A 23,880-nucleotide genomic window follows, 5' to 3' on the forward strand; every position below is an offset into this window, starting at 1 on the left:
AGCTCAGTAAATTATTTAAAATTTGGCTTGTTTTTGGTATCATTTCGCAAATTATAAGGAAGTGTTTATGTATGGAAAAATTCAAACCCCAGCTTATATTTTAGAAGAAGATAAATTACGTAAAAATTGCGAACTTTTAGCTTATGTCGGTAAAGAAAGTGGGGCAAAAATTTTATTAGCCCTTAAAGGCTTTGCTTTTTCAGGAGCGATGAGGATTGTCGGAGAATATTTGCAAGGTTGTACTTGTAGCGGACTTTGGGAAGCACAATTTGCTAAAGAATACATGGATAAAGAAATTCATACTTATTCTCCAGCTTTTAAAGATGATGAAATCAAAACAATTTCTTCTTTATCGCATCACATCGTTTTTAATTCTTTATATCAGTTTGAAAAATATAAAAATATATGCACTAAAAATTCCCTTGGACTTCGCTGCAACCTTGAATTTTCTTTAGCTCCAAAAGAGCTTTATAATCCTTGCGGAAGATATTCTAGGCTTGGAATTCGTGCTAAGGATTTAATGGATGCTAATTTAGAAGGTATTGAGGGTTTACACTTTCATGCTCTTTGTGAAGAAAGCGCACAAGCTTTAGAGCAAGTTTTAAAGGTATTTGAAAATAATTTTTCTTCATGGATTAAGAAGATGAAATGGGTTAATTTTGGTGGAGGTCATCATATCACAAAAAAAGGCTATGATATCCAAAAACTTATTGATCTTTGTAAGAAATTTAGCGATAAATACGGCGTTCAAGTGTATTTGGAACCAGGGGAAGCTGTGGGTTGGCAAACGGGTGTGCTTGTATCCAGTGTGGTTGATCTTGTAGAAAATGAAAAGAAAATCGCTATTTTAGATACTTCAAGTGAAGCACATATGCCAGATACTATTATCATGCCTTATACAAGTGAAGTTCAAGACGCTAGAATTTTAAGCACAAGAGAAGGAGAAAACATTTCTTCTTTGGAAAAAGATGAAACAGCGTATTTGCTAACAGGCAATACTTGTTTAGCGGGTGATGTAATGGGAGAGTATGCTTTTAAAAAAGAGTTAAAAAGGGGTGATAAGGTTGTGTTTTTGGATCAAATTCATTATTCTATTGTTAAAAATACAACTTTTAATGGTATAAGATTGCCTAATTTAATGTTTTTAGATAAAAATAAGAATTTAAAAACTATAAGAGAATTTACTTATGAGGATTATGCAAAAAGGAATTAATTTATTATTTCTATCTTGCATAAAATATTTTTCATCTTAAAAATATACTGATATTTTTTACATTATTAATTTTTAAATTCTATATTTTATAAATGATGAATTTTGCTTATTTTTAATGATTGATTGTGTTTAAAATGAGTAAAATTCAGTTTTTTTTAACTCAAATCATAATAAGATAGAACCTATTGAAATTTAGGATTTAAAGACTATATTAAGTCATATTTGCATAATAAAGTCTGATTTGATTTTTACAAATCTAAATTTTTAGGAATTGATTATGAATTTAGAGCAATTGAGATTAGCAAGAAGTCTTTATTATCAATTTTTTGGCGATCTTTTTGTTTTTTCTTATTCTAAACAACATTTAGATTCTTTGTATCGTTGTTTGGAAGTAATGAAAGAAAATTTGTTTGATGAAGATTTGTTAGATAGTTTTGATTTGTTATTACAAAATTCGCAAAAAAACTTGGAGTTATTTTTTAAAGAATATGAAGAACTTTTTTTATCTTTAAAGAGTGCTATTCCTATGACATTTTCATATCTTGAAGAAGGTTTTGAAAATTCAAAAGCCTTACTTTGTGTGAGAGAAATTCTTTCAAAAAGTATTTTAAGACGCAATGAAATGAAATTTAAAGAAAGTGAAGATAATGTAGGATTTTGTTTTTTATTAATGAGTGAGTTTTTAAAATTAAAAGAAGATGATTTAGCTAAGGAGTTATTTCAAAAACTAATTCATCAAAATATTGATGAATTTATCACGCTAATTTTAGAGCATAAAAAGGCGTATTTGTATAAAGAAATAGCTAAGATACTTGCAACTTTTATAGAATTTGAAAGATCGTGTTTTGATCTTGGTAAAGTTTTAAAAACCACTTCTAAAAAAGTTCAAAACGATCTTTCAAGATCTGAAATTCTAAGAAGAGAGACTAATAAAAAAAGGAGGATGAATGCAAAATCGTAGAGAATTTCTTAAAAAATCCGCTTTGGCTTTAGGAAGTGCTAGTTTATTGCCTAGTGCCGGTTTAGCTTTTGCTAAAGAAGAAAATAAAGATGTAGTAAAAGGCAAAAGTAAGAAAAAAGAAGTGCTTTTTCAAAGAAGTGCAAATTGGGAAAATTATTATACAAAGGCTGAATAATGTCAAGTGTTGATATAAAACTTAATCGTCGTAATTTTTTAAAAATGGCGGCTCTTTCAAGTTTAGCTACCCCTTTGCTTGCAAGAAGTGAAAATCTTAGAGAGGCAAGCAAGACTGAATTAAAAGAAGCGTTTGAGGGAAGCAAAAAAATTAAGACAATCTGCACAGCTTGTTCTGTGGGTTGTGGCATCATTGCTGAAGTGCAAAATGGAGTTTGGGTACGTCAAGAAATCGCTCAAGATCATCCAATAAGTTTAGGTGGGCACTGCTGCAAAGGATCTAATATGATCGATATGGTGCGTTCTCATGTGCGTTTAAAATACCCTATGAAAAAAGAAAATGGAGAGTGGAAACGCATTTCTTATGAACAAGCTTTAAGCGAGATCGGAGAAAAACTTGCCACTTATCGTAAAGAAAATCCAGAAAGCGTGATGTTTTTGGGATCTGCCAAACTCAATAATGAACAAGCTTATTATATAAGGAAATTTGCAGCATTTTTTGGAACTAATAACGTAGATCATCAAGCTCGAATTTGACATAGTGCAACAGTCGCCGGTGTGGCGAATACATTTGGTTATGGCGCTATGACAAACCATCTTGGAGATATACAAAAAAGTAAGTGTATTATTATCATCGGTGCAAATCCTGCAGTAAATCATCCAGTAGGTTTTAGGCATTTCTTAAAAGCTAAAGAAAAGGGTGCTAAGCTTATTGTTATGGATCCTAGATTTACAAAAAGTGCGGCAAAGGCGGATATTTATGCAAGAATTCGTCCAGGAACTGATATAGCTTTTATGTATGGAATGCTAAAAATTATTTTTGATGAGGGCTTAGAGGATACAAAATATATCGATGAAAGGGTTTTTGGAATCGATAAAATTCGTGAAGAAGCCGCAAAATGGACAGCAGAAGAAGTTGAAAATGTCACAGGAATTTCTAAAGAGCTTTTAGTAGAGATCACTCATGAAGTGGCTAAAAATAAACCGACTACTCTAGTATGGGCTATGGGTTTAACTCAACATTCTGTAGGAACTTCAAATACACGTTTAGCTCCTATTTTACAGATGGTGCTTGGAAATATAGGTAAATTTGGCGGCGGGGTTAATATCTTACGTGGTCATGATAACGTTCAAGGCGCATCGGATATGGCTTGTTTGAGTGAAAATTTACCAGGTTATTATCCTTTAAATGAAGCGACTTGGAGGTATTACGCTAAAATTTGGGGTGTGGATTATGAATGGCTTTTAGGAAATTTTGTCAGCAAAGATTGGATGCATAAAACCGGACTTTCTCTTGCTAGATGGTGGGCAGCAGCTTTAAATGGCAAAGATGGAAATGATAGGGTTGATAATGCAGGAACGCCTTTAAAAGCTTTAGTTGTTTTAGGAAATGGTATCACTTCAACCGCACAGCAAACTAAAGTTAAAGAAGGTTTAGAGGCTTTAGAACTTTTGGTTTTAGCAGATCCTTTTGTAAATGAAGCAGGTATTATCGCAGAAAGAAAAGATGGAATTTATCTTTTACCGGCTGCAACTCAATTTGAAACCAGTGGAAGCGTAACAGCGACTAATCGTAGTGCGCAATGGAGATTTAAGGTTGTTGATCCACTTTATGAGAGCATGGAAGATCAAGAAATTTTATTTGAACTTGCTAAAAAGCTTGGCTTTTATGAAGATTTCACTAAAACTTTGCGAGATGAAAAAGGTGAGATTGTTTGGCCTGAAAATGCTACAAAAGAAATTGCTAGAGCGGTTAGAAGTATAGGTTTAAATGGTTGGAGTCCTGAAAGACTTAAAAAACATACTTTAAATTGGGATAAATTTAACGAAGTCACTTTAGAGGGAAAAGATGAGGTTGATGGTGAATATTACGGACTTCCTTGGCCTTGCTGGAGTGATAAACATCCAGGAACTCCTGTGCTTTATAATGTGGATGTTGAAGTAGCAAAAGGTGGTATGGGCTTTAGAAATAATTTTGGGCTTGAATATGAAGGTGAAAGTTTATTAGCTAAAAATGCGCCTTTAAATTCACCTATTGATACAGGATATCCACAAATCACTAAAGAAAATATTGAAAAAATTTTAGGAATTACTTTAAGTGCTGAAGAAAAAGAAAAAATGGGTGCAACTTGGTCTTATGATGATAGTAATATTATTGCAAATAAATGTATGGAAAAAGGCATAGTTCCTTATGGTAATGCTAAAGCTAGGGCCATTGTTTGGACTTTTAAAGATAAAATTCCACTTCACCGTGAACCTCTTCATTCTCCAAGGAATGATTTGGTACAAAAATATCCTACTTTTGAAGATCAAAAAGCACTTTATCGCGTGGATACAAAATTTATTTCTATGCAAAAGGCTAAGGATTATTCTAAGGAATTTCCACTCAATCTCATCACAGCAAGGCTTGTTAATCTAAATGGTGCGGGTATGGAAAATAGAGCTTCTATGTATCTTTCACGTTTAACGCCTGAAATGTTTTGTGAGATCAATCCAGAGCTTGCAAAAGAAAAAAATATCCAAAAAGGGGATATGATTTGGATCCATTCTCCAGAGGGAACAAAAATTCATGTTAGAGTGAAATTTAATCCAGGTATTGCAAAAGAAATGATTTTCTTGCCTTTTCACTTTACTGGAGTGATGCAAGGGGTGGATTTAACTCATAATTTCCCCGAAGGAACTAAGCCTTATGTGAGTGGAGAGAGTGCCAATACAATTACAAATTATGGTTATGATGTTATGTGTCAAATTCCAGAAACCAAAGGCGGACTTTGTCGCATTTCTAAGGATGGAAAATGAGTAAAGAAAATTTTATAAATTTAGAAAAAGATCGTTTAAAATTCTTTTGCGATAATGAACGTTGTATTGATTGTAATGGTTGTGCGGTCGCTTGCGATGAGGCTCATGAACTTCCTATTAATATCCGCCGCCGCCGCGTGATTACTCTTAATGAAGGCGTACAAGGAAAAGAAGTTTCAACTTCTATTTCATGTATGCATTGTGATGATGCGCCTTGCTCTATTGTTTGTCCTGTGGATTGTTTTTATATACGTGCCGATGGTATTGTTTTGCATGATAAAGAAATTTGTATAGGTTGTGGTTATTGCTTGTATGCTTGTCCTTTTGGTGCTCCACAGTTTCCAAAAGATAGTGCTTTTGGCAATAAAGGCATTATGGATAAATGTACAATGTGTGCAGGTGGTCCTGAAGAAACAAATTCACAAAAAGAAAGAGAGCTTTATGGACAAAATCGTATCGCAGAAGGTAAAGTACCGGTGTGTGCGGCTATGTGTTCAACTAAGGCTTTATTGGTGGGCGAAAGTTCAAAAATCGAAGAAATTTATCAAAATAGACTTAGTAATAGAAACTATGGCATTGTTTCACCTAAAGAAAGTATAGAATGGAAGATCGCCTATATAGGAAAGGAACGTTTATGAAAAAAATGTTTATCTTGCTTTTTTCTTGTTTTGTAAATTTATTAGCTTATGGCGAAGAAAGAATGGGACAAGATACGCAAATATGGGATCATCATCGAATCAGTAATATTCCAAATTATCATACTTTTGGTCAATTTTGGACGAGTTTGCAAGGAGAATATATTGCAACGATTGCTCTAATCGCTATTATCGCTGCTTTGAGTGCTTTTGCTTTGCATTATATGGTGATTGGGCCAAAGCAATTTTCTCATAATGGAAAGAAAATTTACACTTTTAGCTTATTTGAAAGAATTTTTCATTTTATTGCGGCTCTTTCTTGGATTATTTTAATCCCTACGGGTTTAATTATGATGTTTGGATCTACTTTTGGGGGCGGAAATTTTGTTAGAATTTGTAAAAATTTACATGCTTTAGCGATGATTTTATTTATCATTTCTATTATTCCTATGTTTTTATGCTGGATTAGAAGAATGCTTCCTGCAAGCTATGATATTAAATGGCTTATGATTGTTGGGGGTTATTTAAGCAAAGTTAAAAAGCCAATTCCTGCAGGTAAGTTTAATTTTGGTCAAAAAACTTGGTATTATATTGCTGTATTTGGCGGCTTTTTGATGATTGTCACGGGTTTGTTTATGTATTTTGTAGATTTTGACTCCGTTGTGATTCAAAATTTTTTAGGTTTAACTCAAATAGAACTTTTAAGGATTTCTGCTATAGTGCATAATATTTTAGGCATTGTATGTGTGGTATTTTTTGGAGTGCATATTTATATGGCTGTTTTTGCAATCAAAGGAAGTATTCATTCTATGATCACTGGTTATAAAGAAGAAGAAGAGGTTTATATTTTACATCATTATTGGTATAAAGAGCTCGAAGATAAAAAGAAAATCTAATGGATAATTTAAATAATCAGTATTTGTTTTTAATTTTTATTAAAAAGTATTTTTAAAATTATTTTTGAGTCAAGATAAATTGCTGAATTTTTCTTGACTCTCGATTTCTGCATTTCTTATCAAGATAAGCTTATAAAAAGGTGTGATGAAATAATCAATTTGCAAAAATATTAAGGAAGACTTAAAAAAGGTTTATAAAAATTTAAAAGTGTATCCATCTTTAGAAAAAGTTTCAGCAATATGAGTAAATTTTTCTCAACCTTTGATTAAATTTTTGATTTTTTTCTTGTTTAATATTAAATTAATTTTTTGTTTTTTATAATTATTTATATATCAAAATTTTAACCATAGAAAGGGCCTAAAATGAAAAAAATTATCTTAGGTTTAGCATTAATTGCTTCATTATCTAGTGTTGCTTCAGCATATAAAATTACTGTATCTCAACAGCCTATAGTTCAACCACATTACGAAGGTTGTGTTCTAGTTTATCAGTATGGAATGGATTTTAGTAAATGCAGTAGTAAAGAGATCTATCAACTTGCTTTCCAAAAAGGCTATTGTCATTATCTAGGAACTTGCTAATGCTACTTGATACAGCTTGTAGAGGAATAGTAGATACAAATTTCGAAAGTAAAAGAATTAGCATAACTTCAGCTTTGAAATTTCAAGAAAAAAAAGCAAAAGTAGAAGCTAAAGCTGAAAAGGAAGAGGAAGCAAAATTAAAAGATAAAGACAATAGCAACTCCATAAATGCAGATACTAGCAAAAAAGATCAGTTTCTAGATATATATGTTTAATTTTTAATAAAAGACGGTGATCTTTGTTCTGCTTTTATACTCGGATAACACTCTTTTTTTATAAAAAAGTATCTTAGTTAGCGTGGTTGATTAGAGAGTAAGTGTTTTTCTTTTGTAACCATAATTTTCTGTATTTATATTATTTTTGTTCTTTTTCTAACATTCTTGGTTTTGTTTTTAAAACAATTAAGATATTTTTTAGCTCTTTGATATCTTTTTTCACACTTATGGTTTTTATTAAATTATATTCTCAAACTGATCAAATTTTATTACTTTATGAGTTTTAAAAGCTTATTGTTTATACCTTGTAAAATTATTTTCTTTCAAAGTCTTAAGATTAAATCGGTTATCTTGTCGATTTTTGATGCAGAATTCGTTTATAGGGAAGTATATAGCTTAAGCTCTTAATTAAGTATTTGGCTAAATTATTTATTAAAAACTTTGATAAAATATCTTTGTTTATAATTATACATTTTTAATTTTTTTACCTGTTATCTTTTTAATTTGCAAGAGATAATAATAAATTTTTGTTCTAATTTTGTAAAAATTAGATAATTCGATTTTTTATTATGCAATGTTTTATAATTTTACTTATTAATTTGATAACCAAGATAGGTTTTATATAATAAAAATGTTAAATAATTAATCAGTTGGAGCTTATTTTATAGGGCTTATTAAGCCCTATAAAAGAAATTTTATATTCATTTATAAAATTAAAACTTATATTTTAGTCCTATTTGGCCACTTAAATAAGTTTCATTTTTATTATCAACTTTACCAGCTAAAATTTGCTTAGCACCTAAGCCAACATTCATGCTTAATTGTTCGGTAAAATCTATATTTCCACCCACAATGACTTGCCCATAAGTTTTTTTCTTATTGTTTGCTTCAACGCTAGTGAAAAAAGCATCGTTTATAGATAAATTGGCTATGTAGTCATCTCCACTATTGATAATAAATTGTTCAATTTTCGGAGTGGCAAAAATATAGGATTTTTCATTGATATATTTTCTAAATTCTGCTCCTATTTCAAGACTTGCAGAATTATTTCTCATAGAATCAATATCCTTAGCAATAGCACCATTTTCTCTATGAGATGGGGTGTAACTTAAGTAATAATTTACTCCAGCAAATGGCTTAACAAAGAAAGTGTTATCACTAAAATCAAACACACGACCAGCATTGGCACTAAGACCTAAGAATTTACTCATATAACTTGAATTATAAGCACCATCTACTTGTACATGATCTTGATCTGTTGGAGAAATTTGAGCGTAAGCTTTTAGATTAATTTCCCATTGCGGAGCTATGTTGATACTTGAATAAAGTCCTAATTGAAAATTATCACTTTTTTGTTCTAAAGTATTGTCTTTAATCTTAGCATTTGCATAGGTAAAATATGCACCTAATAAAACGTGATCATTTGCTTGTTTGTCTAAACCTATGGTTGCACCATACATTGCACCACTATCTCCATCGATGATATTTGCACCACCAAAAGCATCAGCCCAAACACTTTGAGTATAATCATTTACATAACTTGGTCTCATATCGCTTTCTAAAGCAGCAAATTTAAGCCCACTCATTTTAGACGCATAGTTTCCAAAAGGGTTATTTAGTATAGCTACTCTTTGACCTATTGAAACGTCATTAGCCACATTCATAGTTGTATTTACAGAACTTGAACTTGAGTTTAAGTTAGAGACGGATTTACCTGTATTATCAGTATCTTTTTTGATATTAAGAGCGAGTTTTACACCTTCTCTACTTGCTAAGTCAGCACCTATACTTCCTAATTGATCTGTGATAGATCGAAGGGCTAAAATAGAAGCTTTATCATTAGAATTTAGATTAGGTGCTACAAGATCAAGATACTTGCTATCGTCTATTTTGCCACCATTGCTTTGTGCTTCTCTGATGAGTTTTTGAATTTCTTGTTTTTGTTTTGTTAGTTCAGCTTTAGCCTTTTCCCATTCTTCTTTTTGTGATTCATCATTATTGAATGTTTCTTTTAGCAATGTATCAATCATAGCTACATCTACTTTTAATTGAGTGAGTTTATCTTTAGCAGCATCGGTTGCACCCCCATTGATAACTAAACATTGATTTCCACCACAATCTTTAATGCTTAATTTATAATTCACCAAAGGATTAAATTCTTTACTATCTGAAACATCTATAACATATCCAGATTCTAAAGAATCTTGTGATATAAAATTTGCATTTGGAACATAATCATTTATAAATTTTAAAAGCCATGCACTTGCGAAATTGCTTTTTTTTAAAATATCTTTATTAAAATTTTTAGCTTGAATTACTACAACATCGTGTGCTTCCAAATCGGTATAAGAACGTTTTACAAGTTTAAAATCCGAATCTGAAATATTGGCACTACCTTTTACTTTGACAAAATTACCATAAGTTGCAAACACTGTTGAGTTAGCTGTAAGATTTCCATTGATATTTAAGCCGCCATTATAAGCTATATCACCTGATCCGTCATCATTAAAAAGCAAGATCATTGAGCCACCTTCTTCTCCTGTTACTTTTCCTTTTCCTTCCATCTCTAAATTTCCATTGATGGTCGAAGGTTTGAAAGCTTGTAGGATAATATTTTGTGTTTTGATATCTTTAGCACTTAGATTGAAATTAGTCACATAAGTGGGTTTGTTGGAATTATTTTGTGTAAAGGATAGGGTATGATCTCCTAGATCGATATTAAGATTAGGGGTTTCATCTTTTTGTTCCGGCCAATCATCTGGCAAACCAAGATCTTTGTTAAAATTAAAAGTTAAATCCTGATTTTTGTAAGAATCTTGTAAATAAACACTGTTGCTATTTTTATCAAACGTGAAATATGTTGGAAATTGATTTGAATTATCCAAGGTTATTTCCTTCGAGAAACCACTAGAATAAAGCAAAGTAGCTACACCTATACTGAGTAAAATTTTACTCTTTTTTGCCATAAACGACTCCTTATTTTAATAATATAAAAATAAAAAATGCATTATACCCCCCCCCATAAATTTAAGCTTAATTATTAGAAAATATTTACTTTTTTGATATAATATTTGCAGTTTATTTTTTCAAGAGATACCTGATGGAACCTTTATTTACAACTCAAATTTTAAAATACAAAGGCGATGAAGCTTTTACTTGCGATGATACTTTAGTACGTGAGATTAAACTTGAAATTTTTATCAACGGTGAAAGAATCGGTGCTTTAATGGCAACTCCGGTTGATGAACAAGCCTTAGCGGTTGGGTATTTGATGAGTGAAAATATCATCGCTAGAGTGGAAGATATCCAAAAAATTGAAAGTAAAGATGATGGCATGAGTGTGCATATTGAAGCAAAGATCGATCAAGAAAATCTTGCTAAACTCAATGCTCAAGGAGTTGTGATCAGTGGTTGTGGGAGAGCACACACGGCTAATATTGATATAGAAAATATTGAAGCCATGAAAATATCTTCTAAAGCTCGATTTAGCAAGGATTATATCCTAAAACAAATGAGTCAATTTTATACTCAATGTGATTTATATGAAAAAACAGGGTGTGTGCATACAGCTAAGCTTTTTTTTGATGAAAAAACGTTTTTTATCGGAGAAGATATTGCTCAACATAATACTATAGATAAGGCTTTAGGAAAGGCGAGATTAGCTGGAGTTAAACTTGATCAGTGTTTTTTAATGGTAAGCGGTCGTTTAAGTTCTGAAATGGTTGCTAAAACGATTATGCATAGAGTGCCAATTTTGGTTTCAAGAACGGCTCCTACTTGCTTGGGTGTGATGATAGCAAGAAAATTTGACTTAAGTCTTTGTGGTTTTGCAAGGGAAGATAAGATCAATATTTATAGTGGAGATTTTCGAATTCATGGATGATAAAAAAATACTCGCTTATATGAAAGAAATGCTAAATAGCAATGAAAAATTAGATTGCGGAACAGCTTTTAAAATAGCGAAAAAATTTTCAAAAAATATTGAAGAAATAGGTAAGCTTGCTAATGAAAATAATATCAGAATTGATAATTGTGAATTGGGTCAATTTGGGCATTTGGATTTTGAAAAAGGAAAAATTGAAGTCTTAAAAGAATTAGAACCTAAGCTTGATCATAAAAGAAGAATTTTTTGTGAAGAAGCTAGAGAGATTGCCCAAAAAAGTTGCGGTTTAAAAAGCATGCGTTCAGCTTTAAAAGCATATAAAATTGATGTGAAATATTGCAAACTTGGTTGTTTTAAGGAGAAAAAAGGGAAGCAATTTGTTATTAGAACTAAAACTTGGATTGAAAATTCAGACGGGGACTTGCTTTTTGGTAAAGGAAAAACCGAACTTTTGGAGTTAATAGGGCAAACGGGAAGTTTATTGCATGCTTCTAAATTAATGGGGATAAATTACAAAAAAGCATGGATGCATTTACAGGTTTTGCAAAAAAATTCTCAAGAAATTTTAGTAAGCACAAGACAAGGAAGATCAAAAGAATCAGGGACAAAATTAACTCCTAGGGCTATAGAATTGATGGAGAATTTTGCTATTTTGCAAAAAGATATAGAAGAATACGCTAATAAACGTTTTAAGGAATTATTTTTAAAACATAAAAAAAATTAATTTTTTTCTTTTAAGCTTATTTTGTTATAAAAAATAATATAATTTTGATTATTTTTAAATGTATTAAGAGGTTATAAATCAAATGTTTAAGTCTTTAAATATTGCTTCAAAACTTATTTTATCGGTTGCAATTGTTGTAATATTGGGTTTGGTATTTTTAATTTTTTTAATTACAGATCAAGTGAGTCAAAATATCGCTAAAAACACCGAAAGTATTATTTCTGCAACTTCTAAAGAGTATGCCACTCATACTCAAGGTATCTTTAATGAAATGATAGCTTTAAATAAAAGTGAAGCTTATACATTAACAGATATGTTTAAATCAACTGATAAAGATGATTGGGATATTGATAGTATCACAAACGTTCTTATCAATCTTTTTGATAATAGTGCTTATGCAAGTTATACTTATCTTTATTTGTTAGATCCACCAGCATACTTTAAAGATGAGAGTAAATTTTTTAATACCAAAAATGGTAATTTTGTTATTTTATATACAGATGAAGATATTAAAAAACGTGGTGGAATTGAAGTTTTACAATCTGTAGATGATATTGTAAATTTTTCCGTGGTGCAAGATATTATAAAAAATGCTAAATACGGAGAAGATCAAATTTATATCGGTCAAGCTATAAAAATGAATTTAAGTGGTAAAGCATTTAATGGTATGAATTTAGCTATGCCAATTTTTGGCAAAAAAAATAAACTTGTGGGCGTTGTAGGTTTAGTTTTGGATTTTGAAAATATCGCAAATTATTTACTCGATAAAAAATCATTTCTTTTCAATGGACAATTAAATGTTTTATTAAATTCTCAAGGTTATATAGCTGTACATCCTAATAAAAATTTAATCCTTCAAAATCTTATGAAGGTTAATAACAGAGGAGAACAAACAGAAGAAGTTTATAGGGCTTTATCTGAAGGAAAAAATGGAATTTTTAATTACGTTGCTTCAACGAATGATGATTCTTACGCAAGTTTGAGTAGTTTTAAGGCTGGAGATTCTACTTGGAGTATCATGGTAACAGCGCCAAAAGAGTCTATTTTTGCACCTTTAAGAAAACTTCAAATGCTTATTATTGGAGCTTCTGTAGCTTTTGTTCTGGTAGTTTTAGCCGTGGTTTATTACTGTGTTAGAAGAATTGTTGGAATAAGACTTCCAATTATTTTAAAATCTCTAGAATCATTCTTTAAATTTTTAAATTATGAAAAAATAGAACTTAAGCCTATAGAAATTTACGCTAATGATGAACTCGGTTCTATGGGAAGAATGATAAATGAAAATATTGAAAAAACTCGTGTTTCATTAAAGCAAGATCAAGAAGCGGTTGATGAGTCAGTGCAAACAGTAAAAGAAATCGAAGGAGGAAATTTTAGAACAAGAATTTCCAAAGTTCCTATCAACCCTCAACTTATAGAGCTTAAAAATGTTTTAAATAGAATGCTTGATGTATTGCAAAATAAAATTGGTTCTGATATGAATAAAATCAATAAAGTCTTTGACAGCTATAAGGCGCTTGATTTTAGCATTTCGGTTGATAATGCCCAAGGACAAGTTGAGCTTACAACAAATATCTTAGGTGAAGAAATTAGAAAAATGCTTATAACTTCTTCTCAATTTTCTAAAGAATTGGCCTCTCAATCTGAAGAATTAAAAGCTTCAATGCAAAAATTAACAGAGAGTTCAGATACTCAAGCGCAATCACTTGAACAAAGTGCTACTACTATAGAGCAAATAAGCCATTCTATGCAAAATATTAATGGTAGAACTTTAGAGGTCACAAGTCAAGTTAATGATATTAGAAATATAGCGAGTGTTATTAAAGACATCGCAGAGCAAACTAATCTTTTAGCGCTTAATGCAGCTATAGAAGCTGCACGTGCAGGAGAACATGGACGCGGATTTGCTGTTGTAGCTGATGAAGTAAGACAGCTTGCTGAAAGAACTGGAAAATCGTTGAGTGAAATTGAAGCAAATATTAATATATTAGTGCAAAATATCAATGAAGTTGCAGAGTCTGTGAAAGAGCAAACTCTTGGAATCACTCAAATTAATGATACTATCATGCAACTTGAAGCTGCTACAAAAGAAAACGCTGAAATTGCCAATGCAACCAATCAAATTACAAGCAAGGTTAATCATATTGCTAGTGCTATTTTAGAAGATGTAAATAAAAAGAAATTTTAAAAATTTAAGAGTACTTACAAGATTATCTAAATAAAATTATACTTAGTAATAAGTATAATTTTATTAAGGAAAAATAATGAGAATTGATTGTAAAGATCTTGATTGTCCTAAACCTGTCGTTGAAACAAAAAAAGCTCTTGAAAATCTAAATAATGGAGAGAGCTTAGAAATTATTTTAAATTCTACTATCTCTAAAAATAATGTTTTAAAATTTTTAAACTCTTTAAATTTAAATCCGACTTTTAAAGAACATCAAGATGAAATTATCATTTGTGTTGAAAAAAAAGAAATTGATTTAAATCAAGCCAATCATAACGAATACAGTGTTTTATTTTTAAAAACCGATAAAGTGGGTTGTGGAGAATTAGGAGAGAATTTATTTGTTGGTTTTTTAGATACTTTAAAAAATATTAAAAATATTCCTGATAAAATTATTTGTGTAAATGAAAGTGTTTTGGTAAATACTGATGAAAATCATAAAGCGCATAAAGCTATGAAAGAATTAGAAAATTTAGGAGTTGAGATTATAAGTTGTGGAGCTTGTTTGGAATTTTTTAGAAAAACTAAAGAATTAAAAATCGGTTCTATTGGAAATGCTTATGAGATCGTTAATGAACTTTTCGGAAAAGCAAAAATCATTACTTTATAGGATAAAATTTGGAGTATAAAAAACAAAATTTAACCCATTTTGTAAAAGCGGCAGGTTGAGCAGCAAAACTAAGCCCGGGTGGCCTTAAAACAATTTTAAATTTTATGCAAAAATCTCCAGCTTTGCTTAGCGATATCGGAAATAATGAAGATGCGAGTGTTTATAAAATCAGTGATGATTTAGCTCTTGTTCAAACTCTTGATTTTATCACTCCTGTAATCGATAGTGCTTATCATTTTGGTGCTATTGCTGCAGCTAATGCCCTTAGTGATGTATTTGCTATGGGGGCTGAAGTAATAAATGCCTTAAATATAGTAGGATTTGATACCAAAAATCATTCTTTAGAGATACTAAAGGAGATGTTAGAGGGTGCCAATGATAAAGTAAATGAATGCAAGGGTTTGATTGTTGGTGGGCATACAATTGAAAGTTCAGAATTATTTTTTGGACTCAGTGTTACTGGAAAAGTTCATCCAGATCGTTTTGTTGCTAATAATCGTGCAAAATTAGGTGATAAAATCATTTTAACTAAGCCCTTAGGAGTTGGAATTTTAAGCACAGCTTTAAAGGCGGATTTTTTAGAAGAAAAACATTTAAATTCTATGGTTAAAAGTATGATGTCTTTAAATTTTAAGGCTAGTCAAATTGCTTTAAAATTTAAAGTCCATGCTATGACCGATATTACAGGATTTGGCTTTTTAGGACATTTAAGAGAAATGTTAAATGATCAAATTAGTTTTGAAGTTTTTAAGGAAAAAATTCCTTACCTAGATGGAACTTTGAAATATTATAATATGGGATTAATTCCGGCTGGAGCGTATAAAAATTTAGAATTTATTCAAGAGATGGATTCTGATTTAAATGAAGAAAATTTATTGCTTTGCGATCCTCAAACTTCAGGAGGACTTTTGATTGCCATAGATGAAAATCAAGCTTTGCAATGTCTTGATGAGTTAAGAAATGAAGGCATAGAGGCAAATATTGTTGCCCAGTGTGTTTTGGCTTCAGAAAAGAAATTTATCTTTGTTTAAATTAGTGTAAAAATTAAGTTTAATATTTTTAAGGAAAAAAAATGGAAGTTGTTCATATAAATATGGCCATTATAACAATGTTTTCAGTTTATACTTTTTTAATGCTTTTTATAGGTTTTTATTTTTATAAACAAAATAAAAGTTCTGAAGATTATTTCTTAGGAGGAAGATCTTTAGGGCCTACTCTTTCTGCTTTAAGTGCAGGCGCTTCTGATATGAGTGGTTGGCTTTTGATGGGCCTACCAGGAGCTTTATATATCGGTGGTTTGATCAATTTTTATATTGTGATAGGATTGATTATCGGTGCGACTTTAAATTGGATTTTTATAGCAAAAAGATTAAGAATTTATACAGGCATTGTTGCAAATTCCTTGACGATTCCTGATTATTTAGAAACTCGTTTTGATGATAATAAACATATTTTGCGTGTGATTTGCGCTATTGTTATTTTAGTTTTTTTTACTTTTTATATTTCTTCAGGCCTTGTGAGTGGAGCAAAACTCTTTGAAGGTGTTTTTCAAATTCGTTATGATTATGCTTTAATTGCTGGAACATTGATTATTGTTATTTATACTTTTTTAGGAGGATATAAAGCAGTTTGTTGGACGGATATGATTCAAGGACTTTTGATGCTTGGAGCGCTAATTGTTGTGCCATCGGTTATGCTTTATCATTTAGGAGGCATTTCTAAGGCATTTTCTATTGTAAAAGAAATTAAACCTGAGGCTTTATCTATAAATCATGTGAGTTTTGTAAGTATTATTTCTGCTCTTGCTTGGGGGCTTGGATATTTTGGACAACCTCATATTTTAGTGCGTTTTATGTCAATTAGATCGGTTAAGGATATTCCTATTGCTACCTTTATAGGAATTGTTTGGATGAGTTTGTGTTTATTTAGTGCTTGTTTGATAGGGATTTTAGGTATTGCTTATATCTATAAATTCCAACTTAGCTTGCAAGATCCTGAGAAAATTTTTATACTCATGTCTCAACTTTTATTCAATCCTTGGATTGCAGGAATTTTACTTTCTGCGATTTTAGCTGCTATTATGAGTACAGCAAGTTCGCAACTTTTAGTATCGAGTTCGACTATAGCTGAAGATTTTTATAAAAAAATTTTTAAGAAAAATGCATCCAGCAGGGTGGTTTTAAATTTAGGAAAAATAGGTGTTTTAATTGTAGCCTTGGTTGCTTTTTTTATTTCTATGGATAAAAATTCAAGCGTTTTAAGTATAGTTTCTTATGCTTGGGCTGGTTTTGGTAGTAGTTTTGGTGCGGTTATTATTTTTTCACTTTTTTGGAAAAGAATGACAAAATTTGGCGCTATTGCTGGTATGATTTCAGGTGCTTTAGTAGTGGTATTATGGAAAAATTGCGTTGATTCTAATTTATATGAAATGATACCTGGTTTTTTAACAGCTTCTTTGGTTATTATTTTTGGGAGTTTATTGACTAAGGTAAGCTCTGGTTCAAAAATGGCTTATGAGAAAATGCTTAATGAAATTCCTTAATCTTAATTTTATTTTTCAATAAAAGTCGCTATAATTAAAAGTTTTTTGGAAGATTAGCGTATCTGGTGATCGCCACTGACTTCAAATCAGATGAAAGGGTAGCTGGCTATTCTTTGGGGAGTTCGATTCTCTCATCTTCTCGCCGTTTAAAGATTGAAGGAATAGGTCATGAGTAAAGCAGATATTGTTGTTGGTATCCAATGGGGCGATGAAGGCAAGGGTAAGATAGTTGATAAATTATGTGAAAATTATGATTTTGTTTGCAGGAGTGCAGGTGGACATAATGCAGGGCATACCATTTGGGTTCAAGGTGTAAGATATGCACTTCATTTAATGCCAAGCGGTGTTTTAAATACAAAGTGCATCAATATTATAGGTAATGGTGTTGTCGTTTCTCCTGAAGTTTTAATTGCAGAAATGGCACAATTTGAAAATTTAAAGGGCAGATTATATATTAGCGATAGAGCACATCTTAATTTAAAGCATCATTCTTTGATAGATATTGCAAAAGAAAAACTCAAAGGCAAGGATGCTATAGGAACAACAGGAAAAGGAATAGGCCCTTCTTATGCAGATAAAATCAATCGCACAGGACATAGAGTCGGAGAGCTTTTAGATCCTCAAAGACTTCATAATGCTTTAATGAAAGATTTTGAATTAAATAAAAGTTATTTAGAATTTTTGGGTGTTGAAATTCCTGATAGTGATGATTTATTAAATGATCTCAAGAGATTTAGTGAAATTTTAACCCCTTATATTACAGATACAACTAGAATGCTTTGGAAAGCTTTGGATGAGGATAAAAAAGTCCTTTTGGAAGGAGCTCAAGGCTCCATGCTTGATATTGATCATGGAACTTATCCTTATGTGACAAGCTCAAGTACAATTTCAGGTGGTGCTTTAATCGGACTTGGTTTAAACCCTAAAGAAATAGGAAATATTATAGGCATAGTAAAAGCTTATACAACTCGAGTAGGCAATGGGGCTTTTCCTACTGAAGATAAAGGTGAAGATGGAGAAAAAATTGCACGTATTGGAAAAGAAATCGGCGTAAGCACTGGGCGTAAAAGACGCTGTGGATGGTTTGATGCTGTAGCGGTAAGATATACGGCAAGATTAAATGGTTTAGATGTTTTATCTTTAATGAAACTTGATGTTTTGGATGGTTTTGAAAAAGTAAAAATTTGCCGTGCTTATGAGTATAATGGAATGGAAATTGATTATATGCCAAGTGATTTAGAAAATGCTAAACCTATTTATGAAGAAATGGATGGTTGGGATAAGGTTTTTGGAATCAGGGATTATGATTTATTGCCAGAAAATGCCAAAAAATATATCGCTAGATTAGAAGAGCTTTGTGGGGTTAAAGTGAAATTTATTTCTACAAGTCCAGAAAGAGAAGATACGATTGTTTTATGAAAAGCAAATATAATTCTGTTGTCAAGGTGAAAAAACAGCAACTTGATAAAGCCGAATCTAATTTAAATCAAGCCAAGCAAAGACAGCTTGAAAATGAAAGACTTTTAGAGCTTTCAAGAAAAGAATGTGAAAATTTAAGCGTTTTGCCAAAATCAGGTTCTGTAAATGAATTAAGATCTAATTTATCAATGAGACAAATTGGCAGAGAAGCAATGTCTAGAGCTAAAGAAAGAGTAGAGCTTTCTAAAAAAGAAATGATGCATTATCAGTTTTTATATAAAAAAGCTCATTTAGATTATGAAAAAATGAAGGTCTTAGAGGCTGAAGAAATCAAACAGAAGAAAAAAGAACTTGCTAAAATTGAAGAAAAATTTCTCGATGAAATTGCAATCAGTCGCTTTTTTAAAAAGGATAAAAATGACTAAAAAATGTATTTTTTTAATTTTTTGCTTGACTGCACTTTTTGGAGCTGATCAAAATTGTGAAGAATATTTTGAATCTAAAAAGGCACAACTAGAATTACAAACAAAAGAATTTGATGAAGCTAGACAATCTTTAGAGGCCTATAAGGCTTCTTTTGAAGCTTTACAAAAAGAAAGAATGGATGCTTTGGTAAAAAAAGAAGCAGAAGTGAATGCTACTTTAGCACAAATTCAATCCTTAAAAGATCAAAATGCTAAACTTTTAGAAGAGCAGCAAAAAATTCTAAATTCCATCAATAAAAAAACAGAAGGTAGAGTCAAAGAAATTTATTCTCAGATGAAAGATACGGCTATAGCTGATGTGTTAAGTCAAATGGATGCTGAAGATGCTAGCAAAATCATGTTTTCGCTTGATTCTCGTAAAATTTCAGGAGTTCTTTCTAAAATGGATCCTAAAAAAGCAAGTGAATTAACCTTGTTGTTAAAAAATTTAGATAATAATAAGACTCATTAAATTTGTTTTTTAACATAAATATATTATTATTTTAAATTATAATTTAAAGGTTTGAAAATGCGTATAAAATTACCACATATACCTTATATCACAAATAAAATAGTATTAGATTTAGCCAATTCTTCTTTTGTTGAAATTAAAAGCAGTATGGAAGAACTTAATCCTTGTGTTGCAAAGATTTTAGAAAATGATGTCTTAAGTGAAAGAAAACTAGATGAAAAAACTAAAGAACTTTTAGAAGAACAAGAAGATGAAATGGAGCTTATGCAAGTTGATAGAAAAAATATGTTTTGGCTTGTGAAGAAAAAACTTGCACCTCAATTTGATGTTATTTTAAATTTAGAAGATCGCCATAATCGTTTGGCACATAGGATTTTAGAAGAGCTCATAGAAAATGATTTTATTAATTTTATCGTGAGTGAAAATAGAGTAAAAAATTTAATTTTTTCTAGCATTGATAATTATCTTAAAATTTATGAAAATCTAGAAGATGAAGTGTATGAGAAAATAAGCAATTATAAGACCAAGCCAATTCCAGGTAGTGAAGAATATGAATTAATCTTTGAAAAACTTTATCAAGAAGAACTTAGAAAAAGAGGAATGTTTTAAATTATGAAAGCTTATGTTTATTTAGAAAATGATATTTTTTTAACAGCTAAAGCTTTTGGTAAAAATGGAACTTTCTTTGGAGAGTTAGTTTTTAATACTTCTTTAACCGGATATCAAGAAATCATGTCAGACCCTTCTTATGCGGGACAATTTATCGTTTTTTCTATGCCAGAGATCGGTATAGTGGGAACTAATGATTATGATAATGAAAGCAAAGAAGTTTTTGCTAGTGGTATTTTAATACGAGAATTAAGTTCTACTTTTTCTAATTTTCGTGCTAAACAAAGTTTGGATGAATATTTAAAAAGACATGAAAAAATAGGAATATATGATCTTGATACAAGATTTTTAGTGAAAACAATTCGAGATTTTGGAAATTTAAGAGCTGTTGTATCGACTGAAATTTCAAATAAAGAAGAACTAAAAAGTGCTTTAGAAAAATCAGCAAAAATCGATGAAGTTAATTTTGTTAAAGAAGTCAGCACAAAACAATCTTATGTCCATAAACAAGGTGTTTGGAATCATACAACTCAAAGTTATAATGAAGCTAAAAGAAGTGCAAAAAAAGTTGCTGTTATCGACTATGGAGTTAAGATCAATATTTTAAATGAACTTGTTGAAGCAGGTTTGGAAGTAGAGGTTTATCCTTATAATGTTAAAGCGCAAGAACTTATAGATCTTTATAAAAAAGGTGAAATTCAAGGAATATTTCTTTCCAATGGTCCTGGAGAGCCAAAAATTTTAAAACAAGAAATTGCAGAAATTGAAAAAATGGCTAAAGCAAAAATTCCTATATTAGGAATTTGCCTAGGACACCAGCTTTTAAGTAATGCTTTTGGTTATGAAACTTATAAAATGAAATTTGGTCAACATGGTGCAAATCATCCTGTTATTAATTTAAATAATAAAAGCGTTGAAATTACAGCGCAAAATCATAATTATAATGTTCCTGAAGAGCTTTGTGAAGTTGCTTATATTACCCATCGAAATCTTTTTGGAGATAATGTAGAGGGTGTTAAATATAAAGATTATCCTATTATATCGGTACAGCATCATCCAGAAAGTTCTTCTGGTCCTCATGAGAGTAAATATATTTTTAAAGAATTTATCGATTTGATGTGATTTTGCTAAATATTGATTTTTTTGTTATTTTCAGTGTTGCTTTTTTATCAAGCTTTGGACACTGCTATGCTATGTGCGGAGGTTTTACCTTAGCCTTTATGAGGTTGAATTCTTCACACAAACATTTATTTTTACTAACTTTTTTGTATCAACTATCAAGAATTTTAGCCTATATTTTTTTAGGAATACTTTGTGGGATTTTTGGAAATATTTTAGCGATTAATGCTAAAATTCAAAGTTTTTCATTTTTTATCATCGGTATTTTTATGGTTATTTTAGGCTGTGCTTTAATTTTTAGAGGTAGTCTTTTAGCTTTTTTTGAAAATAATATAATAATTCACTCTTTGTTTAAATTTGTAATGCAAAAATCGATGAAGTTTAAAGGCGTTAAATCTGCATTGATGTTAGGATTTGCAAATGGCTTTGTTCCTTGTGGTTTGGTTTATTTTTTTTTAACAGATGCTCTTAAAAGAGAAAATATTTTAGAAAGTATGCTTATTATGCTTATTTTTGGTATCTCAACACTTCCTGCTATGTTATTTTTTGCTAGATTATCTCAAATTTTAAACGAATTTTTAAAAATGATTTTTAATTATATGGCTTATATTATTATTATTATCTATGGATTGCATATTAGTTATATAGGTTTTATTACTTTTATAAAATAATTTTATTTATATTTTTTAATTTGATTAGTAAATTTTATTTTATTTTTTTAAAGCAAAATGCTGAAAATATCGATAAATTCTTAATTTTAAGATGTAATAAATAAAACAAAATTATTTTTTTTAAGAAAAAATGTATAATTAATAGTTTATAATGTTATCAATGAATAAAATTTTAAGGAGAAAAAACTATGCATCCAGGTAATGCATTAAGTTACGACTATACAGTTGCTAAATGTTTTATGTTTGCAACTGTATTGTTTGGTATTATTGGTATGGCCATAGGAACTTTGATAGCTTTTCAAATGGCATATCCTGATTTGAATTATTTGGCAGGAGAGTATGCAACCTTTTCAAGATTAAGACCTCTTCACACCTCAGGGGTTATTTTTGGTTTTATGCTTTCTGGAATTTGGGCCACTTGGTATTATATAGGACAACGTGTTCTTAAGGTAAGTATGGCTGAATCAAAATTTTTAATGGCGGTAGGAAAGCTTCATTTTTGGCTTTATATGCTTACGATGATTGTTGCTGTTATTTCTTTATTTTTAGGAATTACAACTTCTAAAGAATATGCAGAGCTTGAATGGCCTTTAGATATTTTGGTTGTTATTGTTTGGGTATTGTGGGGTATGAGTATTTTTGGTCTTATTGGAATCAGACGTGAAAAAACTCTTTATATCTCTCTTTGGTATTATATAGCAACTTTTTTAGGTATTGCTATGCTTTATCTTTTCAACAATATGGAAGTTCCAACTTATTTTGTTGCCGGTATGGGAAAATGGTGGCATAGTGTATCAATGTATGCAGGAACTAATGATGCTTTAGTTCAATGGTGGTATGGACACAATGCGGTTGCTTTTGTTTTCACTGTTGGTATTATTGCTCAAATTTATTACTTTTTGCCAAAAGAAAGTGGTCAGCCAATTTTTTCTTATAAACTTTCTTTATTTGCGTTTTGGGGCTTGATGTTTGTATATCTTTGGGCAGGTGGACACCATTTGATTTATTCAACCGTTCCTGATTGGATGCAAACTATGGGTTCTGTATTTTCAATAGTACTTATTTTACCTTCTTGGGGATCAGCGATCAATATTATGCTTACAATGAAAGGTGAGTGGAGTCAGCTTAGAGAAAGTCCATTGATTAAATTTATGATTTTAGCATCGACTTTTTATATGTTCTCGACATTAGAAGGACCTATTCTTTCTATAAAATCTGTTAATGCTTTAGCACATTTTACTGATTGGATTCCAGGACATGTTCATGATGGAACTTTAGGTTGGGTAGGCTTTATGACTATGGCCGCACTTTATCATATGACACCTAGATTGTTTAAAAGAGAACTTTATAGCAAATCTTTAATGGAAATTCAATTTTGGATCCAAACTACAGGCGTAGTGCTTTATTTCAGTTCAATGTGGATTGCAGGTATCACACAAGGTATGATGTGGCGTGCAGTTGATAAATACGGTAATCTTCTTTATTCATTTATCGATACAGTTGTGGCTATAATACCTTATTATTGGATTAGAGCTATTGGTGGTTTATTGTACCTTATTGGTTTCTTTATATTTACTTACAATATTTATAAAACAATTGCTTGCGGAAGAGTGCTAGATAAAGAGCCAAAAAGTGCTTCACCTATGGCAGTGTAAAAAGGAGGAA

At 30.6% G+C, this 23,880-nt stretch carries 22 protein-coding genes and 1 tRNA gene; 22 read left to right on the top strand and 1 reads right to left on the bottom strand.

Annotated elements, in window-relative coordinates; all coding sequences use genetic code 11:
• Positions 1–67 precede the first annotated feature (67 nt).
• From nspC to H2280_RS01830, 8 genes are all read left to right on the top strand, one after another.
• Positions 68–1,213, top strand: coding sequence for a carboxynorspermidine decarboxylase (gene nspC / locus H2280_RS01795; RefSeq protein ID WP_337215495.1), 1,146 nt, complete (start codon positions 68–70; stop codon positions 1,211–1,213).
• 277 nt (positions 1,214–1,490) lie between these two features.
• The gene (locus H2280_RS01800) at positions 1,491–2,174 is read left to right on the top strand and encodes a molecular chaperone TorD family protein (protein WP_137621610.1); all 684 of its coding nucleotides are present in this window, start codon (positions 1,491–1,493) and stop codon (positions 2,172–2,174) included.
• A complete protein-coding gene (locus H2280_RS01805; protein ID WP_137623065.1) occupies positions 2,161–2,349 on the top strand; it encodes a twin-arginine translocation signal domain-containing protein in 189 nt (62 codons plus the stop codon). Before H2280_RS01800 ends, H2280_RS01805 begins: the two co-directional genes overlap by 14 nt.
• Positions 2,349–5,147 (top strand): formate dehydrogenase subunit alpha, encoded by a 2,799-nt coding sequence (locus H2280_RS01810; protein ID WP_337215496.1) that lies wholly within the window; start codon positions 2,349–2,351, stop codon positions 5,145–5,147. Before H2280_RS01805 ends, H2280_RS01810 begins: the two co-directional genes overlap by 1 nt.
• Positions 5,144–5,785: a formate dehydrogenase FDH3 subunit beta gene (fdh3B, locus tag H2280_RS01815; RefSeq protein ID WP_137621607.1), complete on the top strand. Its 642-nt coding sequence runs from the start codon at positions 5,144–5,146 to the stop codon at positions 5,783–5,785. The genes H2280_RS01810 and fdh3B overlap by 4 nt, the downstream gene beginning before the upstream one ends.
• Entirely contained in the window at positions 5,782–6,678 is an 897-nt protein-coding gene (locus H2280_RS01820; protein WP_137621606.1) for a formate dehydrogenase subunit gamma, read from the top strand. Before fdh3B ends, H2280_RS01820 begins: the two co-directional genes overlap by 4 nt.
• A 363-nt stretch (positions 6,679–7,041) precedes the next feature.
• Positions 7,042–7,260 carry a hypothetical protein gene (locus tag H2280_RS01825; RefSeq protein WP_137623062.1) on the top strand — a complete coding sequence of 73 codons (219 nt, stop codon included), beginning with the start codon at positions 7,042–7,044 and terminating at the stop codon, positions 7,258–7,260.
• A complete protein-coding gene (locus tag H2280_RS01830) occupies positions 7,260–7,475 on the top strand; it encodes a hypothetical protein (protein WP_137623061.1) in 216 nt (71 codons plus the stop codon). The genes H2280_RS01825 and H2280_RS01830 overlap by 1 nt, the downstream gene beginning before the upstream one ends.
• Positions 7,476–8,188: 713 nt before the next feature.
• On the opposite strand, the gene H2280_RS01835 is transcribed toward H2280_RS01830, so the two are convergent.
• On the bottom strand, positions 8,189–10,441 hold the full coding sequence (locus H2280_RS01835; RefSeq protein ID WP_337215497.1) for an autotransporter outer membrane beta-barrel domain-containing protein: 2,253 nt from the start codon (positions 10,439–10,441) through the stop codon (positions 8,189–8,191).
• Between the two features lie 134 nt (positions 10,442–10,575).
• Here H2280_RS01835 and fdhD point away from each other — a divergent pair, with 134 nt between their 5' ends.
• The 14 genes from fdhD to ccoN all read left to right on the top strand — a co-directional run bounded on the left by fdhD (position 10,576) and on the right by ccoN (position 23,870).
• Positions 10,576–11,358 (top strand): formate dehydrogenase accessory sulfurtransferase FdhD, encoded by a 783-nt coding sequence (fdhD, locus tag H2280_RS01840; protein WP_337195367.1) that lies wholly within the window; start codon positions 10,576–10,578, stop codon positions 11,356–11,358.
• Positions 11,351–12,082, top strand: coding sequence for a winged helix-turn-helix domain-containing protein (locus H2280_RS01845; RefSeq protein ID WP_337215498.1), 732 nt, complete (start codon positions 11,351–11,353; stop codon positions 12,080–12,082). Before fdhD ends, H2280_RS01845 begins: the two co-directional genes overlap by 8 nt.
• 82 nt (positions 12,083–12,164) lie before the next feature.
• On the top strand, positions 12,165–14,270 hold the full coding sequence (gene ccaA, locus H2280_RS01850; protein ID WP_137623057.1) for an aspartate chemotaxis receptor CcaA: 2,106 nt from the start codon (positions 12,165–12,167) through the stop codon (positions 14,268–14,270).
• 76 nt (positions 14,271–14,346) lie between these two features.
• The gene (yedF, locus tag H2280_RS01855) at positions 14,347–14,919 is read left to right on the top strand and encodes a sulfurtransferase-like selenium metabolism protein YedF (protein WP_337215499.1); all 573 of its coding nucleotides are present in this window, start codon (positions 14,347–14,349) and stop codon (positions 14,917–14,919) included.
• 8 nt (positions 14,920–14,927) lie between these two features.
• The gene (gene selD, locus H2280_RS01860) at positions 14,928–15,950 is read left to right on the top strand and encodes a selenide, water dikinase SelD (RefSeq protein WP_337215500.1); all 1,023 of its coding nucleotides are present in this window, start codon (positions 14,928–14,930) and stop codon (positions 15,948–15,950) included.
• A 41-nt stretch (positions 15,951–15,991) separates the two neighbouring features.
• Positions 15,992–17,461 carry a sodium/proline symporter PutP gene (gene putP, locus H2280_RS01865; RefSeq protein ID WP_171000056.1) on the top strand — a complete coding sequence of 490 codons (1,470 nt, stop codon included), beginning with the start codon at positions 15,992–15,994 and terminating at the stop codon, positions 17,459–17,461.
• Positions 17,462–17,508: 47 nt separating this feature from the next.
• Positions 17,509–17,603 (top strand) — tRNA-Sec (locus H2280_RS01870).
• A gap of 26 nt (positions 17,604–17,629) precedes the next feature.
• Positions 17,630–18,880 carry an adenylosuccinate synthase gene (locus H2280_RS01875; RefSeq protein WP_137623053.1) on the top strand — a complete coding sequence of 417 codons (1,251 nt, stop codon included), beginning with the start codon at positions 17,630–17,632 and terminating at the stop codon, positions 18,878–18,880.
• Positions 18,877–19,305 carry a flagellar export protein FliJ gene (locus tag H2280_RS01880; RefSeq protein ID WP_337195361.1) on the top strand — a complete coding sequence of 143 codons (429 nt, stop codon included), beginning with the start codon at positions 18,877–18,879 and terminating at the stop codon, positions 19,303–19,305. The genes H2280_RS01875 and H2280_RS01880 overlap by 4 nt, the downstream gene beginning before the upstream one ends.
• Positions 19,298–19,816, top strand: a complete 519-nt coding sequence (locus H2280_RS01885) for a MotE family protein (protein WP_137623051.1) — start codon at positions 19,298–19,300, stop codon at positions 19,814–19,816. The genes H2280_RS01880 and H2280_RS01885 overlap by 8 nt, the downstream gene beginning before the upstream one ends.
• Before the next feature lie 57 nt (positions 19,817–19,873).
• Positions 19,874–20,425 carry a DUF507 family protein gene (locus H2280_RS01890; protein WP_137623050.1) on the top strand — a complete coding sequence of 184 codons (552 nt, stop codon included), beginning with the start codon at positions 19,874–19,876 and terminating at the stop codon, positions 20,423–20,425.
• Between the two features lie 3 nt (positions 20,426–20,428).
• Positions 20,429–21,547 (top strand): glutamine-hydrolyzing carbamoyl-phosphate synthase small subunit, encoded by a 1,119-nt coding sequence (gene carA / locus H2280_RS01895; RefSeq protein ID WP_337215501.1) that lies wholly within the window; start codon positions 20,429–20,431, stop codon positions 21,545–21,547.
• Entirely contained in the window at positions 21,544–22,215 is a 672-nt protein-coding gene (locus tag H2280_RS01900) for a sulfite exporter TauE/SafE family protein (protein WP_246023714.1), read from the top strand. Before carA ends, H2280_RS01900 begins: the two co-directional genes overlap by 4 nt.
• A gap of 188 nt (positions 22,216–22,403) precedes the next feature.
• Positions 22,404–23,870, top strand: coding sequence for a cytochrome-c oxidase, cbb3-type subunit I (gene ccoN, locus H2280_RS01905; protein ID WP_337215502.1), 1,467 nt, complete (start codon positions 22,404–22,406; stop codon positions 23,868–23,870).
• Positions 23,871–23,880 lie beyond the last annotated feature (10 nt).

It is taken from the genome of Campylobacter sp. 2457A, assembly GCF_020135895.1.
GTDB lineage: Bacteria > Campylobacterota > Campylobacteria > Campylobacterales > Campylobacteraceae > Campylobacter_D > Campylobacter_D taeniopygiae.

What these genes read in the sequence shown, in the direction of transcription:
- fdh3B (WP_137621607.1), top strand. Translation starts at nt 5,144, where the DNA reads ATGAGTAAAGAAAATTTTATAAATTTAGAAAAAGATCGTTTAAAATTC.
- H2280_RS01825 (WP_137623062.1), top strand. Translation starts at nt 7,042, where the DNA reads ATGAAAAAAATTATCTTAGGTTTAGCATTAATTGCTTCATTATCTAGT.
- H2280_RS01880 (WP_337195361.1), top strand. Translation starts at nt 18,877, where the DNA reads ATGAAAAGCAAATATAATTCTGTTGTCAAGGTGAAAAAACAGCAACTT.
- H2280_RS01875 (WP_137623053.1), top strand. Translation starts at nt 17,630, where the DNA reads ATGAGTAAAGCAGATATTGTTGTTGGTATCCAATGGGGCGATGAAGGC.
- ccoN (WP_337215502.1), top strand. Translation starts at nt 22,404, where the DNA reads ATGCATCCAGGTAATGCATTAAGTTACGACTATACAGTTGCTAAATGT.
- H2280_RS01885 (WP_137623051.1), top strand. Translation starts at nt 19,298, where the DNA reads ATGACTAAAAAATGTATTTTTTTAATTTTTTGCTTGACTGCACTTTTT.
- ccaA (WP_137623057.1), top strand. Translation starts at nt 12,165, where the DNA reads ATGTTTAAGTCTTTAAATATTGCTTCAAAACTTATTTTATCGGTTGCA.
- H2280_RS01835 (WP_337215497.1), bottom strand. Translation starts at nt 10,441, where the DNA reads ATGGCAAAAAAGAGTAAAATTTTACTCAGTATAGGTGTAGCTACTTTG.
- H2280_RS01800 (WP_137621610.1), top strand. Translation starts at nt 1,491, where the DNA reads ATGAATTTAGAGCAATTGAGATTAGCAAGAAGTCTTTATTATCAATTT.
- H2280_RS01805 (WP_137623065.1), top strand. Translation starts at nt 2,161, where the DNA reads ATGCAAAATCGTAGAGAATTTCTTAAAAAATCCGCTTTGGCTTTAGGA.
- H2280_RS01890 (WP_137623050.1), top strand. Translation starts at nt 19,874, where the DNA reads ATGCGTATAAAATTACCACATATACCTTATATCACAAATAAAATAGTA.
- H2280_RS01820 (WP_137621606.1), top strand. Translation starts at nt 5,782, where the DNA reads ATGAAAAAAATGTTTATCTTGCTTTTTTCTTGTTTTGTAAATTTATTA.
- H2280_RS01845 (WP_337215498.1), top strand. Translation starts at nt 11,351, where the DNA reads ATGGATGATAAAAAAATACTCGCTTATATGAAAGAAATGCTAAATAGC.
- fdhD (WP_337195367.1), top strand. Translation starts at nt 10,576, where the DNA reads ATGGAACCTTTATTTACAACTCAAATTTTAAAATACAAAGGCGATGAA.
- yedF (WP_337215499.1), top strand. Translation starts at nt 14,347, where the DNA reads ATGAGAATTGATTGTAAAGATCTTGATTGTCCTAAACCTGTCGTTGAA.
- carA (WP_337215501.1), top strand. Translation starts at nt 20,429, where the DNA reads ATGAAAGCTTATGTTTATTTAGAAAATGATATTTTTTTAACAGCTAAA.
- nspC (WP_337215495.1), top strand. Translation starts at nt 68, where the DNA reads ATGTATGGAAAAATTCAAACCCCAGCTTATATTTTAGAAGAAGATAAA.
- putP (WP_171000056.1), top strand. Translation starts at nt 15,992, where the DNA reads ATGGAAGTTGTTCATATAAATATGGCCATTATAACAATGTTTTCAGTT.
- H2280_RS01830 (WP_137623061.1), top strand. Translation starts at nt 7,260, where the DNA reads ATGCTACTTGATACAGCTTGTAGAGGAATAGTAGATACAAATTTCGAA.